The 14294-nt window shown below is 65.4% G+C and carries 17 protein-coding genes; 4 read left to right on the forward strand and 13 right to left on the reverse strand.

Annotation, left to right across the window (positions count from 1 at the left end):
- Nucleotides 1-22: 22 nt before the first annotated feature.
- The 8 genes from phnN to phnG are packed head-to-tail and all read right to left on the reverse strand — an operon-like array spanning nt 23 to nt 6332.
- Nucleotides 23-619 (reverse strand): phosphonate metabolism protein/1,5-bisphosphokinase (PRPP-forming) PhnN, encoded by a 597-nt coding sequence (gene phnN / locus JJC00_RS35135; RefSeq protein ID WP_200470302.1) that lies wholly within the window; start codon nt 617-619, stop codon nt 23-25.
- Nucleotides 616-1767 (reverse strand): alpha-D-ribose 1-methylphosphonate 5-triphosphate diphosphatase, encoded by a 1152-nt coding sequence (locus tag JJC00_RS35140; RefSeq protein WP_200470303.1) that lies wholly within the window; start codon nt 1765-1767, stop codon nt 616-618. The genes phnN and JJC00_RS35140 overlap by 4 nt, the downstream gene beginning before the upstream one ends.
- Nucleotides 1768-1781: 14 nt before the next feature.
- Nucleotides 1782-2480, reverse strand: coding sequence for a phosphonate C-P lyase system protein PhnL (phnL, locus tag JJC00_RS35145; RefSeq protein WP_200470304.1), 699 nt, complete (start codon nt 2478-2480; stop codon nt 1782-1784).
- Nucleotides 2481-2502: 22 nt separating this feature from the next.
- Nucleotides 2503-3300 (reverse strand): phosphonate C-P lyase system protein PhnK, encoded by a 798-nt coding sequence (gene phnK / locus JJC00_RS35150; RefSeq protein WP_200470305.1) that lies wholly within the window; start codon nt 3298-3300, stop codon nt 2503-2505.
- Complete coding sequence (locus JJC00_RS35155) at nt 3293-4189, reverse strand: alpha-D-ribose 1-methylphosphonate 5-phosphate C-P-lyase PhnJ (protein WP_200470306.1); 897 nt, start codon at nt 4187-4189, stop codon at nt 3293-3295. The genes phnK and JJC00_RS35155 overlap by 8 nt, the downstream gene beginning before the upstream one ends.
- Nucleotides 4186-5301, reverse strand: coding sequence for a carbon-phosphorus lyase complex subunit PhnI (locus JJC00_RS35160; RefSeq protein ID WP_200470307.1), 1116 nt, complete (start codon nt 5299-5301; stop codon nt 4186-4188). The genes JJC00_RS35155 and JJC00_RS35160 overlap by 4 nt, the downstream gene beginning before the upstream one ends.
- 4 nt (nt 5302-5305) lie before the next feature.
- On the reverse strand, nt 5306-5914 hold the full coding sequence (gene phnH, locus JJC00_RS35165; RefSeq protein ID WP_200470308.1) for a phosphonate C-P lyase system protein PhnH: 609 nt from the start codon (nt 5912-5914) through the stop codon (nt 5306-5308).
- 4 nt (nt 5915-5918) lie between these two features.
- Nucleotides 5919-6332 carry a phosphonate C-P lyase system protein PhnG gene (gene phnG, locus JJC00_RS35170; RefSeq protein WP_200474338.1) on the reverse strand — a complete coding sequence of 138 codons (414 nt, stop codon included), beginning with the start codon at nt 6330-6332 and terminating at the stop codon, nt 5919-5921.
- Nucleotides 6333-6491: 159 nt separating this feature from the next.
- Here phnG and phnF point away from each other — a divergent pair, with 159 nt between their 5' ends.
- Nucleotides 6492-7220, forward strand: coding sequence for a phosphonate metabolism transcriptional regulator PhnF (phnF, locus tag JJC00_RS35175; RefSeq protein WP_200470309.1), 729 nt, complete (start codon nt 6492-6494; stop codon nt 7218-7220).
- Nucleotides 7221-7272: 52 nt separating this feature from the next.
- Here the strand turns inward: phnF and phnE (JJC00_RS35180) are convergent, their stop codons facing one another.
- The 4 genes from phnE (JJC00_RS35180) to phnC form a co-directional block, all read right to left on the reverse strand.
- Nucleotides 7273-8115: a phosphonate ABC transporter, permease protein PhnE gene (gene phnE, locus JJC00_RS35180; protein WP_246774312.1), complete on the reverse strand. Its 843-nt coding sequence runs from the start codon at nt 8113-8115 to the stop codon at nt 7273-7275.
- A 2-nt stretch (nt 8116-8117) separates the two neighbouring features.
- Nucleotides 8118-9002 (reverse strand): phosphonate ABC transporter, permease protein PhnE, encoded by an 885-nt coding sequence (gene phnE / locus JJC00_RS35185; protein WP_200470311.1) that lies wholly within the window; start codon nt 9000-9002, stop codon nt 8118-8120.
- Nucleotides 9003-9075: 73 nt separating this feature from the next.
- The gene (gene phnD / locus JJC00_RS35190; RefSeq protein WP_200470312.1) at nt 9076-10011 is read right to left on the reverse strand and encodes a phosphonate ABC transporter substrate-binding protein; all 936 of its coding nucleotides are present in this window, start codon (nt 10009-10011) and stop codon (nt 9076-9078) included.
- A gap of 66 nt (nt 10012-10077) precedes the next feature.
- Nucleotides 10078-10887: a phosphonate ABC transporter ATP-binding protein gene (gene phnC, locus JJC00_RS35195; protein WP_200470313.1), complete on the reverse strand. Its 810-nt coding sequence runs from the start codon at nt 10885-10887 to the stop codon at nt 10078-10080.
- A gap of 174 nt (nt 10888-11061) precedes the next feature.
- On the opposite strand from phnC, the gene JJC00_RS35200 reads away from it, so the two are divergent.
- Genes JJC00_RS35200 through JJC00_RS35210 form a run of 3 tightly spaced genes read left to right on the forward strand, consistent with a single transcriptional unit; the run spans nt 11062 to nt 13625 of the window.
- Nucleotides 11062-11718, forward strand: a complete 657-nt coding sequence (locus JJC00_RS35200) for a chloramphenicol acetyltransferase (RefSeq protein WP_200470314.1) — start codon at nt 11062-11064, stop codon at nt 11716-11718.
- On the forward strand, nt 11715-12908 hold the full coding sequence (locus JJC00_RS35205) for an alpha-D-ribose 1-methylphosphonate 5-triphosphate diphosphatase (protein WP_200470315.1): 1194 nt from the start codon (nt 11715-11717) through the stop codon (nt 12906-12908). The genes JJC00_RS35200 and JJC00_RS35205 overlap by 4 nt, the downstream gene beginning before the upstream one ends.
- 18 nt (nt 12909-12926) lie before the next feature.
- Nucleotides 12927-13625 (forward strand): DUF1045 domain-containing protein, encoded by a 699-nt coding sequence (locus JJC00_RS35210; RefSeq protein WP_200470316.1) that lies wholly within the window; start codon nt 12927-12929, stop codon nt 13623-13625.
- Nucleotides 13626-13628: 3 nt separating this feature from the next.
- Here JJC00_RS35210 and JJC00_RS35215 read toward each other — a convergent pair whose 3' ends face one another.
- Nucleotides 13629-14222, reverse strand: a complete 594-nt coding sequence (locus JJC00_RS35215) for a hypothetical protein (protein WP_200470317.1) — start codon at nt 14220-14222, stop codon at nt 13629-13631.
- Nucleotides 14223-14294: the final 72 nt, after the last annotated feature.

Below are 14294 nucleotides of genomic sequence, written 5' to 3' on the forward strand. Positions count from 1 at the left end.
GTTCTCCTTGTTACGCCGGCGCTTACTCGTGCCAGCATTCGTTCCTGATCACGCGCAGGAGGTGGCGGCTGTGATAGTCAGCGCTCCCAGCGTTGAAGATGGTGACGTCCGCGTTGGTCGATGCGTCATCGACGCTGCGCGCGAGCCGATCTGCGATATTGCCGTCGCTGTGACGCGCGCGCGCAGCGAGCCGCTGCGCCAGCACGTCCGGCGGCGCCGTGATCGCGACCACGACGACGTTGGCGTAGGTCCCGCGCAACACAGCGATCACCGTGCGCGAGACGTTGACGACCACGGCGCGACCCGCGCGGATGTCGTCGTTGATCTCCAGCGGCAGAGCATAGGAATGGCCATGCGCGTCCCAATGCACGGCGAAATCGCCGTGATCGCGCGCACGGGCGAATTCGTCGGGGCTCAACGCAATATTGTCCTCGTCGGCAGAGGACGCGCGCGTCACGACGCGGCGCGGGAAGACGATGCCATGATCGTCGGCACAGGCCGCCTGCGCCAGACGCAGCAGCGTGTCCTTGCCGGCACCGCTCGGGCCGACCACGAGCACCAGTCGCCCGGGCCCGATCGCGCCCGCCTGCTCCTCGACCGCCGTGACCGTCTGGCTCATGCGACCCGGCCCCCTTCGCGCCAGACGCTGCGAACCACGGGGACGCTGCCCGCGACATGCACGCGGATCAGATCAGCGCGCTTGCCAATTGCAATCTCGCCGCGATCAGTAAGGCCGACCGCATCAGCGGGCGCTTTCGTCACGGTACGAACGGCCGCCGGCAGGCTGATCGACGGCGCATGCTCGGGCAATTGCAGCGCGCCCATCAGCAGGCTCGACGGGATGTAGTCGGACGACAGGATGTCGAGCAGGCCTTCGCGGGCGAGATCGACCGCGGCGATGTTGCCGGAATGCGAGCCGCCACGCACGACGTTGGGCGCCCCCATCAGGATGTCGATGCCGGCCTGGTGCAGGCCGCGCGCGGCCTCGATCGTGGTCGGAAATTCCGCCACCGCGACACCATCACGCACGGCGTCCGCCACGTTCTCCTCGGTGGTGTCGTCATGGCTTGCGAGCGGAATCTTGTACCGATGCGCCAGCGCGACGATCTGGCGCATGTTGGTCGTGGCATAGGCCTTCTGGTACTCGAAGCGCTTTGCGAACAGCTCGTCGAGCTCGGCATCGGTCTTGCCACCGCCCTTGCCGCGATAATAGTCGCGCAGCTTGACCTCGTCGCGGAACTGGCGCTGGCCGGGGGTATGGTCCATCAGCGACATCAGCTTGACGTCGGGCCGGTCAATCAGCTCCTTGGCTTCCTCGACCACGCTCGGCATCGGGATTTCGCAGCGCAGATGCAGGAAGTGGTCGGCGCGCAACAGGCGCGAGTCGCGTGCGGTCGTGATCGCGGCAGCGAGCACGCCGGCACGGCCATCGACCTCCTCGGCGCCGTCCTCGCGCCAGACCCGGAGCGAATCGAACACCGTGGTGATACCTGAGGTCGCGAGCTGGCCGTCATAGGAGACGACGGCGGCGACCGGATTCCAGAACACCTTCGGGCGCGGCACATAATGCGCTTCGAGATGGTCGGTGTGGAGCTCGATCAGGCCGGGCATGATCAGGTCGCCGCCGGCATCGTCAGCGCCCGCGGGCGCCCTGCCCTCGCCGATCTCGGCAATGCGTCCGTCCACCAGAGCAAGCCAGCCCTGCTCGATCACCCGGTCAGCCAACACGATCCTGGCGTTCGCGATCACGATATCCTTCGGCTTCATGTTCTTGGCTTCCTTCAGGCCGCGGCGGCAAAGCTGGTGACGTCGACGATGCGGTCGGCAATCAGATGGCGGATTTCGTCGTCATGGACAATGGCCACCATGGCGACGCCCTGGCGCTTCTTCTCGGCGACCAGCGCGACCACGACGGCGCGGTTGGCGGCATCGAGCGAGGCGGTCGGCTCGTCCAGCAGCAGGATCGGCAGATCCGAGATGAAGCCGCGCGCGATGTTGACGCGCTGCTGCTCGCCGCCGGAGAAGGTCGCGGGCGGAAGCTGCCAGAGACGCTCGGGGATGTTGAGACGATGCAGCAGCTCGCCGGCGCGTGCCTGCGCATCGGCGCGCGTCAGGCCGTTGACGATCAAGGGCTCGGCGACGACGTCGATGGTGGCGACCCGCGGCACCGCACGCAGGAACTGGCTGACATAGCCGATGGTGGCGCGGCGGACGTTGAGGACCTGCCGCGGCTCGGCGGTGGCGAGGTCGATCACCTCACCACGATGGCGGATGCCGATCCTGCCGGAGTCGCAGCGGTAATTGCCGAAGATCATCTTCAGGATCGACGATTTTCCGGCACCTGACGGCCCCGACAGCACGACACACTCGCCGGGCTCGACGTGGAAGGTCACGCCGCGCACGACAGGCAATTCGATGCCGCCCTGCAGGTGCATCGTGAAGGTCTTGTTGGCGTCGGCGATGTCGATCATGGCGGTCATCGGTAAACTCATGCTGAAAAGCTTATGGCGGCAGAATCGAGGAGACGAGGAGCTGGGTGTAGGGCTCGCGCGGATCGTCCAGCACCTGGTCGGTCAGACCGGTCTCGATGACGCGGCCGCCCTTCATCACCATCACGCGATGCGACAACAGGCGCGCGACCGCGAGATCGTGGGTGACGATGACGACGGCCAGATGCAATTCGGCGACGAGATTGCGCAGGAGATCGAGCAGGCGGGCCTGGACTGAAACATCGAGCCCGCCGGTCGGCTCGTCCATGAACACCAGCCGCGGCCCGGTGACGAGGTTGCGCGCGATCTGGAGGCGCTGGCGCATGCCGCCAGAATAGGTGCGTGGCGCATCATCGATACGCGCGACGTCGATCTCGACGCGCGTGAGCCAGTCGGAGGCGGATTCGCGAATGCGGCCGTAGTGGTTCCAGCCCACGGCCATCAACCGCTCGCCGACATTGGCGCCCGCCGAGACCGCCATGCGCAGGCCCTGCGCCGGATCCTGGTGCACGAAACCCCAGTCGGTGCGGAACAAGAGCCGCCGCTCGGCCTCGCCAAGCGCAGCGAGATCACGGGTGACGCCGTCGCGCATCCGGTACGACACCTGCCCGCCGCTTGCCGCGAGCTGGCCTGACAGGAGCTGCAGCAGCGTCGACTTGCCGGAGCCGGATTCGCCGACGATCGCCAGCACCTCGCCGGGATAGAGCGAGAACGACACGTCACGGCAGGCGGCGATGCGGCCGTAGGACTTGCTGAGGCTTTCCGCGACCAGCAACGGCTGATCGGTTTCGAGCAGATCCTGATCAGCCATTTGCTCCTCCCTGCGCCTTGTCCTTGTAGGGCGCAGCACTCAGGGCACCGTGATGACCGGCAGCCTGACGTCCCTCGCAATAGTCGGTGTCCGAGCAGACGAACATGCGGCTGCCCTTGTCGTCGGTGACGATCTCGTCGAGGTAGGAATTTTCGGCGGCGCACAGCGCACAGGGCGCGTTGAAGCGGTAGGGCTCGAACGGGTGGTCCTCGAAATCGAGCGACACCACCTGGGTGTAGGGCGGGATCGCATAGATGCGCTTCTCGCGGCCGGCGCCGAACAATTGCAGCGCCGGGCAATTGTCCATCTTGGGATTGTCGAATTTCGGCGTCGGCGACGGGTCCATCACGTAGCGCGCATTCACCTTCACCGGATAGGCGTAGGCGGTCGCGATGTGACCGAAGCGGGCGATGTCCTCGTAGAGCTTCACATGCATCAGGCCGTATTCGGCGAGCGCGTGCATGCGCCGCGTCTCCGTCTCGCGCGGCTCGAGGAAGCGCAGGGGTTCCGGGATCGGCACCTGATAGACCAGCACCTGGTTTCCGTGCAGCGACGTCTCGGGAATGCGGTGGCGGGTCTGGATCACGGTGGCCTCGTCCGTCGACGTCGTGGTCGCGACGCCGGCGGTCTTGGCGAAGAATTTGCGGATCGAGATCGCGTTGGTGGTGTCGTCCGAACCCTGGTCGATCACCTTCAGCACATCCTGCGGCCCCAGGATCGCGGCGGTCACCTGCACGCCGCCGGTGCCCCAGCCATAGGGCATCGGCATCTCGCGGCTGGCGAACGGCACCTGATAGCCGGGGATCGCGATCGCCTTCAGGATCGCGCGGCGGATCATCCGCTTGGTCTGCTCGTCGAGATAGGCAAAATTGTAGGCGGGCGCGTTCATTCCGCGGCCTCCTTCATGGCATCGGGCGCATTGGCCTCGCTCGAGGCTTCGGCAAACTCCCTGCGGAGCTTGCGCAGCAGGCCGAGCTCGGACTGGAAGTCGACATAATGCGGCAGCTTCAGATGCTCGACGAAGCCGGTCGCTTGGACGTTGTCCGAATGCGACAACACGAATTCTTCATCTTGCGCCGGGGCCCCAACCTCTTCACCGAGCTCGCGGGCGCGTAGCGCGCGATCGACCAGCGCCATCGACATGGTCTTGCGCTCGCTCTGGCCGAAGGCAAGGCCATAACCGCGGGTGAAGCACGGCGCTTCCGTTGCCGAGCCCTTGAACTGGTTGACCATCTGGCACTCCGTCAGTTCGATCGAGCCGAGCGGCACGGCAAAGCCGACGTCTTCGGCAGCGAACTCCACCTCGACCTCGCCGAAGCGGATCTCGCCGGCGAAGGGATGGTTGCGGCCGTAGCCGCGCTGGGTGGAATAGCCCATCGCCAGCAGGAAGCCTTCGTCGCCGCGTGCGAGATTTTGCAGGCGCAAATCGCGGTCCGCGGGAAAGTTCAGCGGCTCGCGGGTGAGATCGCCGATGCTGGCGCCGTCGTCGGCCTGCGGCGAGGTTTCGATCAACCCGTCGCGGCCCAGGATGTCGGTCACGCGCGGCGTCGGCGCCGTCGAGGCTTCGGTCACAGCCGGCGCTTCCGGCACAAAACCTTCGGCCAGCGAGGGATCGAGCAGGCGATGGGTGTAGTCGAAGGTGGGCCCGAGGATCTGGCCACCGGGAATGTCCTTGAAGGTCGAGGACACCCGCCGCCGCACCCGCATGGCGCCGGTGTCGACCGGCTCGCTGGCGCCGAAGCGCGGCAAGGTGGCGCGGAAAGCGCGAACGAGGAAGATCGCCTCGATCAAATCGCCGCGCGCCTGCTTGATCGCCAGCGCAGCAAGCTCACGGTCATAGAGCGAGCCCTCGCTCATGACGCGATCGACGGCGAGGCCGAGTTGCTCCGAGATCTGGTCGAAGGAGATTTCCGGCACGCTTTGATCGCCGCGCCGCGCATTGGCGAGCAGGCGATGGGCGTTCTCGATGGCGCGTTCGCCGCCTTTGACTGCGACATACATGCCTCTAGCCTCCCTTGCTCATGACACGCGTGGTGCGCGGAATCGCGACCATGGCATCATCGGCGACCAGAACCACGTCGATGCCGCGAGGAAACAGCGTCTCGTTGAACCGCAGGCGTTCGAACAGGTCGAACGGTTTGATCGACGCCTGCAGCGTTGCGATGCCGTCGATGCCGGGGCCGCGCAGCTCGAAGCTGCGGCCTGTGTCCAGGCTGTCGACCTGAATGATCACCGTGGTCGAACGATCCGGATATTCGTTGGTGCCGAGCGCGAAGCGCTCGAGCGAGGGCAGCGCGCCGCCGTCGCTGATCAGCGCAAAGGCTGCGATCGAGGAATCCTGGATCACCGGCCCGCCGGTGTGGAACTTGAGCCATTTCAGGACGTCGGAGCTTTCCGACATCCGCGCATCGAGCCAGAGCGGCGTGTCATGGTCGAACAGCGTCAGCGCGATCGCAGCGGTGCCGCGCATCATCGTCGCGGGCGTTCCCGCCATCGGCACGATGCGCTGGACCGAGCCCGGCCGCGCCATCGCGTCCATCACCGAGCGAAAAGTCGATTGCGCCGACAACACTTTGTCGACGAACCCCGGGGGCAGTTCCGCAATCGTGGTCATGGCCTCACCCCTCACCGCGCACCATGGTGTAGAAATCAACCTTCGTCGCTGCGGTCTCTTCCGCCGCCTGCTTGCGCCGAATCATAAGCTGCTCACGCAACGGCGCGATAACGTCGCGCTCCACCAGTCCGCCAAAATCGCGCGACTGCACCAGCGCGTCGCACAAGGCAATCAGCCGAGCCTTCTCGCCGTCGCGCCCGAGCGTGTAGCCGAAGCCGACCTCGCCGCTCGCAAGCCGCACCGCCGCGCGCGACACCGTGGCCTCGCCGAGATTGAACGGCGCACCGTCGCCGCCGACCCGGCCGCGCAGCATCACCAGGCCGTTCTCCGGTTCGCGCAGATCCTGATGGCCGGGCAAGGGGATCGTGCGGAGGCGGGCGGCGATCTCGCCTGCCTCCGCGTGCGCCAGCACGGCCATGGCGGCCTGGCGCTGGGCTTGCTGCGTGTTGTGCTGGGTCACCGAATCTTACCGACCTTGCCGAATTCAAGTTGTCTATGATAGTAGACAACTTGATACGGAAACGCCATGACTGTTTCGTGACAAAGCTGTGATTTTCGGGCTAGGCTGGCCACCGACATGAGCATGCAGGACACCGCCTCTTCGGGCGTCGCGCTGTGGCGCCTCGTTGCCGACGGCATCGAGCGCGGCATCGCCGACGGCCGTTTTGCCGCAGGCGACAAATTGCCGGGCGAGATGGAGATCGCCGAGACCTACCGGGTCAATCGCCACACCGTACGGCGTGCGCTGGCGGCGCTTGCCGAACGCGGTATCGTGCGCGCCGAGCGCGGCAGCGGAACCTATGTCGAGGCGCAGAAGCTCGCCTATCCGCTGCGCTCGCGCACGCGCTTCTCCGAGATCGTCGGCGCCGAGGGCCGCGAGCCGCATGGCCGGATGATCGCGGCGTCAGAAGATGTCGCGAGCCGCGAGCTCGCGCGGGAACTGGGATTGAAGACCGGCGCACCGCTGGTGCGGATCGAGGCGATACGTCTCGCCGACCGCACTCCGATCTGCGTCTCCACCACCTGGCTGTCGGCGGAGCGGTTTCCGGGCGCAGGCACGGTGTTCGCCGCGACGCGCTCGATGACGAAGATGCTCGAGCATTACGGGATCCGCGATTATCGCCGCGGCGCGACCCGGATCACCGCCGGCATCGTCGATGCGACCGACGCCGCGCGGCTCGACCTGCCGCTGGGGCGGCCGATCCTGGTGGTCGATGCGACGGACCTCGATCTCGACGGCAAGCCGCTGGTGACCAAGCACTCGCGCTTCGCGGCGGAGCGGGTGGAGTTTTTGGTGGAACCGTAGGGCCACCTTCTCCCACAACAAGGGGAGAAGGGAAGAGAGTTCGCACCTTTGATCAGGCCACAGCGCGCCTGCCGATGATCGCAAACCGCAGCTTGCCCGAGATGAAGTCGATCGCGGCGACCGCGACCAGAATCATCAGGATCAGGAACGACACCTTCTGCCATTCCAGCACGCGGATCTGCTCGGCGAGCTGAAGACCGATGCCGCCGGCGCCGACGATGCCGATGATGGTAGCCGAGCGCGTGTTGGATTCGATGAAATAGAGCACCTGGCCCGCGATCACGGGCAGCACCTGCGGCATCAGGCCGAACCGGATCTCGTGCAGCGCGCTGCCGCCGGAGGCGCGGATGCCCTCGACCTGCTTCTGGTCGGCGCCTTCGATCGCCTCCGAGAACAGCTTGCCGAACGCGCCGAAATCCGACACCGCGATCGCGAGCACGCCAGCGAACGGGCCGAGCCCGACCACATTGATCCACACCAGCGCCCAGATCAGCGTATCGACGCCGCGGATCGAATCGAGGAAACGGCGCACGGGGAAGCGGAGAATGTTCGGCACGACATTGCGCGCCGCAAGCAGGCTCACCGGCAGCGCGAAGATGGCGGCCAGGGTGGTGCCCAGCAACGCAATCGAGAGGGTCTCGCCCAGCGCCTTCAGATAGATCGGCAGCGACGTGCCGGGATCGGGCGGGATCATCATCATGCTGATCCAGCCAAGCTGGCTGAGGCCAGCGGCGAAGCGCGACGGCGAGAAGTCGAGATCGACCAGGCCGTACATGAAGATGCCAAGCGCCGCAACGATCATCGCCGGCGTCGCAAGCCGCGCCGAGGCCGGCCGCTCGAACACATCGGGATAACGTGCGCGAATCTCGGCGGTATCGACCTTCTGCGGCCCAATCGTCACGTCCGCGCCTCCTTGCCGAACAAGCGGCCACGCAGCCATCCGGTCGAGATGTCGATGATGAAGACGGTGACGATGATCATGAGCAGGATGGCGCTGACGTCGGAGTAATAGAATTTGCGGATGGCAACGACGAGCTCCTGGCCGATACCGCCGGCACCCACGAAGCCCATGACAGAAGCTTCGCGGACATTGATCTCGAAGCGCAGCAGTGCGTAGCTGGCATAGCCCGCGGTCACTTGCGGCACGATGGCAAAGCGCATGCAGGACAGCCAGCTCGCGCCGGTCGAGCGGATGCCTTCGACCGGCTTCATGTCGGCATTCTCGACGATCTCCGAGAACAGCTTGCCGAGCGCGCCCGTCGAGTGGATCGCAATCGCCAGCACGCCCGCCATCGGCCCGAGGCCGAAGGCGATGACGAAGATCAGTGCGAAGACGATGCCTGGGACGGTACGCGCGAATTCAAGCAGGCGGAGCACCACGAAGCGCAGCCATGGCGACGGCGATGTATTCTCGGCGGCAAAGAAATTCAGGCAAAAAGCAAAGGCGGCGCCAGTCAGCGTCCCCACATAGCTGATCAGCAGGGTCTCACCCAGCATCTTCAGCCATTTGCGCCAGCCCCAGAGCCACTCGCCAACATCGGTCCAGACGCGCTGGCCGCCGTCGAGCGTGAGGATGCGGTCGAAATAGCTGACGAAGTTGCCGAAATGGGTGAAGAGCGTGCGTAGGTTCACCTCCGCGCCGACCGCGGCGAGAAGCAGCGCCGCGGCGAACACCGCGGCTCCGAACAGCAGACGCCAACGCCTGCGCGCAACCGCTTGGCTGTAAGCGGCATTGAGCGTCGCCAGTTGCTGCTCGGGAAGGATCGAAACCGCGATGGTCATTGGTCAAAGAGGACCCGTCAAAAGAGAAAGAGCCGGGTCCATCGACCCGGCTCCAGTGCGTCGTCCCAAAAACTCAGGACGCCTTCTTCTTACGCAGTGCATCGACGAACTTGATCAGCTCGATCGTGCCATCCCAGTCCTTGGTGGTGGCGGGATGAAAACCCTTCTTCTGGCCGTCCTGGAGGCGGTCGAAGGCAGCCTTGTCCTTGGCCGGCGCGTCGAAGAACGCCTTGGCGATCGCCGCCTTGGCCTCTTCCGGCAGGTCGGAGTTGTAGGCGTAGGGGCCGTTGATGATCGGCGCCGACTTGTGGATGATGCGGAAATCGTCCTTCTTCATCGGCGAACCGTCGGCATTCTTCAGCATGCCCTTGGTCAGCATCTGCGCCAGCGTCGAATCATCATCGCTGGTCCACTGGTTGGCGGCGACATCCACCGTGCCCTGCGCCAGTGCCAGGATCGCGTTCTCATGACTGCCGGTGAAGACGACCTTGCTGAAATAGGTGTCGGCATCCGGGATGCCCATCTTGTCGAGTTCGAAGCGCGGCACGTTGTTGCCCGAGGTCGAGTTCGGGTCGACGAGGCCGAGGTTCTTGCCCTTGAGATCGTCGACCTTCTTGTACGGGCTGTTCGCCTTGACGAAGAACACCGAATAGTAGCCGGTCGAGCCGTCGGCGTTGATGTCGTTGGCGAAGGCGTCGGTCTTGACACCGGTCAGGCGGGCGCGGGCGAACGAGGCCGAGCCGTAGCTCGCAATGTGAATGTTGCCGGCGCGCTGGCCTTCGATGACCGCGGCGTAGTCGTTGGCGATGCGCAGCGTGACCTTCACGCCCAACTCCTTGGAGAGATAGCTCATGAACGGCGCCCAGCGCTCGGTAACGCCCGAGGCGTTTTCCGCCGGAATGACCGCGAAGGTCAGTTCGGGATATTTGGCTTTCCAGTCCTCGGCCGAGGCCGAAGTCGTGAACGCGAGCGCGGCGGCGCCGGCAAGAACCAGTCTGCGAGTGATCATGATACCCTCTTCATCGGTTGGGGTCGGTTGACGCAAAATAGGACATTCAACAGGTGCGACGCGGGCTCAGGCGGCGGCCGCCGTTCCGAGCGCCGGGACGCCCTCGGGCATCGGAGCAGGAGTGCCGCCCATGACGTCGGCGGCTTCGAGATCGTAGAGCTCACGCGCGACAAGGTCGGTCAGCGCGGACGGCGCGCCGTCGAACACCACGCGGCCCTGCGCCATGCCGATCAAGCGATCACAATAGCTGCGCGCGAGATCGAGCGAATGCAGATTGCAGATCACGGTGATGCCGAAGTGCTTGTTGATGCGCAGCAGCGCATCCATAACGATCTTGGTGTTGCGCGGATCGAGCGAAGCGATCGGCTCGTCGGCAAGAATGATGTCGGGCTGCTGCACCAGGGCGCGGGCAATCGCCACGCGCTGCTGCTGGCCGCCGGAGAGCTGGTCGGCGCGCTGGGCGGCGAGCGAAGCGATGTCGAACTGCTCGAGCGCCGACATGGCCAATGCCTTGTCCTGCTCGGGCCAGATCTGCGACAACGAGCGCCAGGCCGGCATCGTGGCAAGGCGTCCCATCAGGACATTGGTCAGCACGTCGAGCCGGCCGACCAGGTTGAACTGCTGGAAGATCATCGCAGATCGCGCCCGCCACTGCCGCAGCTCCTTGCCGCGCAGCGCGGTGACGTCGAGGCCGTCGAACAGGATACGGCCCTGGGTCGGCGTCACCAGACGGTTGATGGTCCGCAACAGCGTCGACTTGCCGGCGCCGGAGCGCCCGATCACACCGACGAAGCCGCCGGGGGAGATTTGAAACGAAGCGTCGTCCACCGCGGCTTTTGCGCCGAAGCGGCACGTCAGACCTTCCACCACCAGCATGCAGGGCTCCAGAGTAGCTGGGACCCACCGCTAACGCTGGCGCTTGACACTTGTGTGACACGTGGACCGCGGTGCGGCGATCCTACGCACTTCGTCCCCTGTCATCGCGTCGTCATGACATTGTCATCAAGCCGCTCGATGACGGGCGGCCGCCCTCGAATTCTTGGATGCAGCATGGCCAAGGTGCTTTCGGTCCAACCGACCATCGATCCCATGGCGAAGCTGCACGAGACCAGGCTCGGCGCCTATACCGAGGTCGGCGCGCGCACCATCCTGCACGAAGTGACGATGGGCGATTACTCCTACGTCGTCAACGACGCACAGATCACCTACACCACCATCGGAAGGTTCTGCTCGATCGCGGCGATGACGCGAATCAATCCGGGCAATCATCCGATGCATCGCGCTACGCAGGCGCACTTCACCTACCGCTCCAGCGCCTACTTTCCGGGCGAGAGCGACGACACCGATTTCTTCGACTGGCGGCGCCAGCATCACGTCCATATCGGCCATGACGTCTGGATCGGCCATGGCGCCATCGTGCTGCCGGGCCGCAACATCGGCACCGGCGCGGTGATCGCGGCCGGCGCCATCGTCACCAAGGACGTGCCGGCCTATACCATCGTCGCCGGCAATCCGGCGCGCATCGTGCGGCGCCGGTTCTCGGAAGAGGCTGCCGGACGGCTTGCCAGGCTGGCATGGTGGGACTGGGATCACGACAAATTGCGTGAAGCGCTGCCAAATTTCCGCAAGCTCTCGATTGAAGATTTCCTGACGGCATACGAAGCAGGGGCAGGTTCCTCTGCCAGCAAACGAAGCGCGGTCGCGTGACAGACATTTTCATCGAGGGTGGCCGGACCCTGATCGGCTCCGAGCTCGCCGAAACCTCCCTTGCAGTATCGGGCACCGACATCGCGCAGATCGATGCATCGCGCGGCCGCGCGCGGCTGGCGATCGATGCGCGCAACCTGCTGGTGCTGCCGGGCATCGTCGATCTGCACGGCGACGCCTTCGAACGGCAGATGATGCCGCGCGCCGGCGTCGATTTCCCGATCGACGTCGCGCTGGCCGACACCGATCGCCAGGTCATCAGCAACGGCATCACCACGGTGTTCCACGCCACGACCTGGTCGTGGGAGCCGGGCCTGCGCAGCGGCGACAATGCAAGGCGTCTGCTCGAGGCGATCGAGCGGCAGCGTCCGCATTTCGCCGCCGACACCCGCTTTCACCTGCGGCACGAGACCTACAATCTCGACGCCGAGGCCGAGATCGGCCAATGGCTCGCCGAGGGGCGCGTCGACCTGTTCGCCTTCAACGACCACATGGACGGGGTCGTTGCCGACATCTCCAATCCGCGCAAGCGCAACCGCATGGTGGAGCGCACGGGGCTGTCGAGCGAAGAGTTCGACAAGCTCGTCGCGCATATTGTCTCGCGCGCAGCCGATGTTCCGCCTTCGATCGCCCGGCTCGCTACTGCCGCCCGCACCGCCGAGGTGCGGATGCTCTCGCACGACGATGCGACCCCGGCGATGCGCCAGGGCTTTCGTGCCATGGGCGTGACGCTCGCCGAATTTCCGATCAACGAGGAGACGGCGCGCGAAGCCGCAGATCATGGCGACGCCATCGTCTACGGCGCACCGAATGTCGTGCGCGGCGGAAGCCACACCGGCTGGACCAAGGCCTCGGACATGATCGCGAAGGGGCTCTGCTCGGTGCTGGCCTCCGACTATTACTATCCGGCGCCGCTGCTCGCCGCGTTCCGCCTTGCCGCCGACGGCGTGCTGCCGCTGACGGAGGCCTGGAAGCTGATCTCGTCGGCACCGGCGCAAGCAACCGGCCTCACCGATCGCGGCACGCTCGCCGCAGGCCATCGCGCCGACATCCTGCTGGTCGACGACAGCACGCCGCAGCGGCCGCGGCTGGTCACGGTGATATCAGCCGGCAAGCTCGTGCATCTCACCGACGCGACGCGGCTGCTTGGCACAGCAGTGTCGCCGCGCGAGACTGTCGTCGCGGCATAAATTGGTTATGCTCGGGCAATGACAGGTTTACCCCGCTACGCGATCTATTTTGCCGCCGGCGCCGACCATGCGCTGACCCGCTTCGGCGCCGAGCTGCTCGGCTATGATGCCTATACGGGCGACGAGGTTTCGTTTCCGCAAGCCGCCCTGGATGTCGCGCCGGACTGGCACGACATCACCACCGATCCCCGCAGATACGGATTTCACGGCACGCTGAAGGCGCCGATGGCGCTGGCGCCCGGCAGGACCGAGGCCGAGCTCAAGGCTGCCTGTGCGGCATTCGCCGAAAAGGCGCGGCCGATGCCGGTGATCCGGCCGGTGGTCGATACCATCAGCGGCTTCATCGCCGTCATTCCGGCAGAGCCGGTCGACGCGCTCCAGCAATTGGCAGCCGACTGCGTCCGCGATTTCGATTCCTTTCGTCCGCCCCTGACGGCGGAAGAGCGCGCGCGGCGAAAACCCGAAAAGCTCGGCGAGCGGCAGCGCGACTATCTCGACCGTTGGGGCTATCCTTACGTGATGGAAGAATTCCGCTTCCACATGACGCTGACGGGGCGGCTCGATGCGGAGCGGCGCGGGCCGATTCTGGAGATGCTACGGGCGAGATTTGCGACGCTAAAGCTCGCTACACTCGCGATCGATCGCATCACGCTGTTCAGGCAGGATGATGCCGCCTCACGCTTCCGTATCATCGGCGAATGGGCTTTGACGCGGTAGATTTCAGCGCCAGCTCGCAAGATTGAAGGCGAGCGCCACCGCGCCAACCAGAACGAGGCTGGCCGCCCAGACTGCATCCAGATTGAACCAGCTTCGCGAGACGAACCTCAATCCCAGATGGCGGTAGACCAGCCAGGCCAGACATCCGCCGGCGCCGACCATGGCGGTAACGTGCACCAAGGACACCAGTACCGCCATCCCGAGACTTGCCTTCATCAGCGCACCCGCCGCCTCATGGCCAGCATCGAGCTCGAAGGCCTGGCAGAGCCCGAGATAGATCGGTACGAGCATCAGGGCGGCGCCGTGAGCAATGGCAACGGCAAATGACCAGAGCGCCAATTGCGTTGGCGCAATTCGTGCCAGCGCGCGGGGATGGCGCCGCGCGATCAGCCGATAGACGCCGAAGCCGATGACGAGAAGGCTCGCGCCCAGCTGGATCAAACGCTGCCACTCGGCCAGCACGAGCAGGAACGCGAATGGCAGCAGCACGAGAAGTGTTGCCAGGAGATGCCCGGCCGACAGAGCCCACAACGCACGGAACAGCGCGCGTGGGCTCTTGTCCATGAGCCCGGCCGAAACGGCAAGCGGCCATCCCATTCCCGGATTGCCCCCGTGGTAGAGACCACTCGCAACAAGAGCGAGCCAGAGCCAGCCAAGCGCCGGGCTCGC

Source organism: Bradyrhizobium diazoefficiens (assembly GCF_016616885.1).
GTDB lineage: Bacteria > Pseudomonadota > Alphaproteobacteria > Rhizobiales > Xanthobacteraceae > Bradyrhizobium > Bradyrhizobium diazoefficiens_F.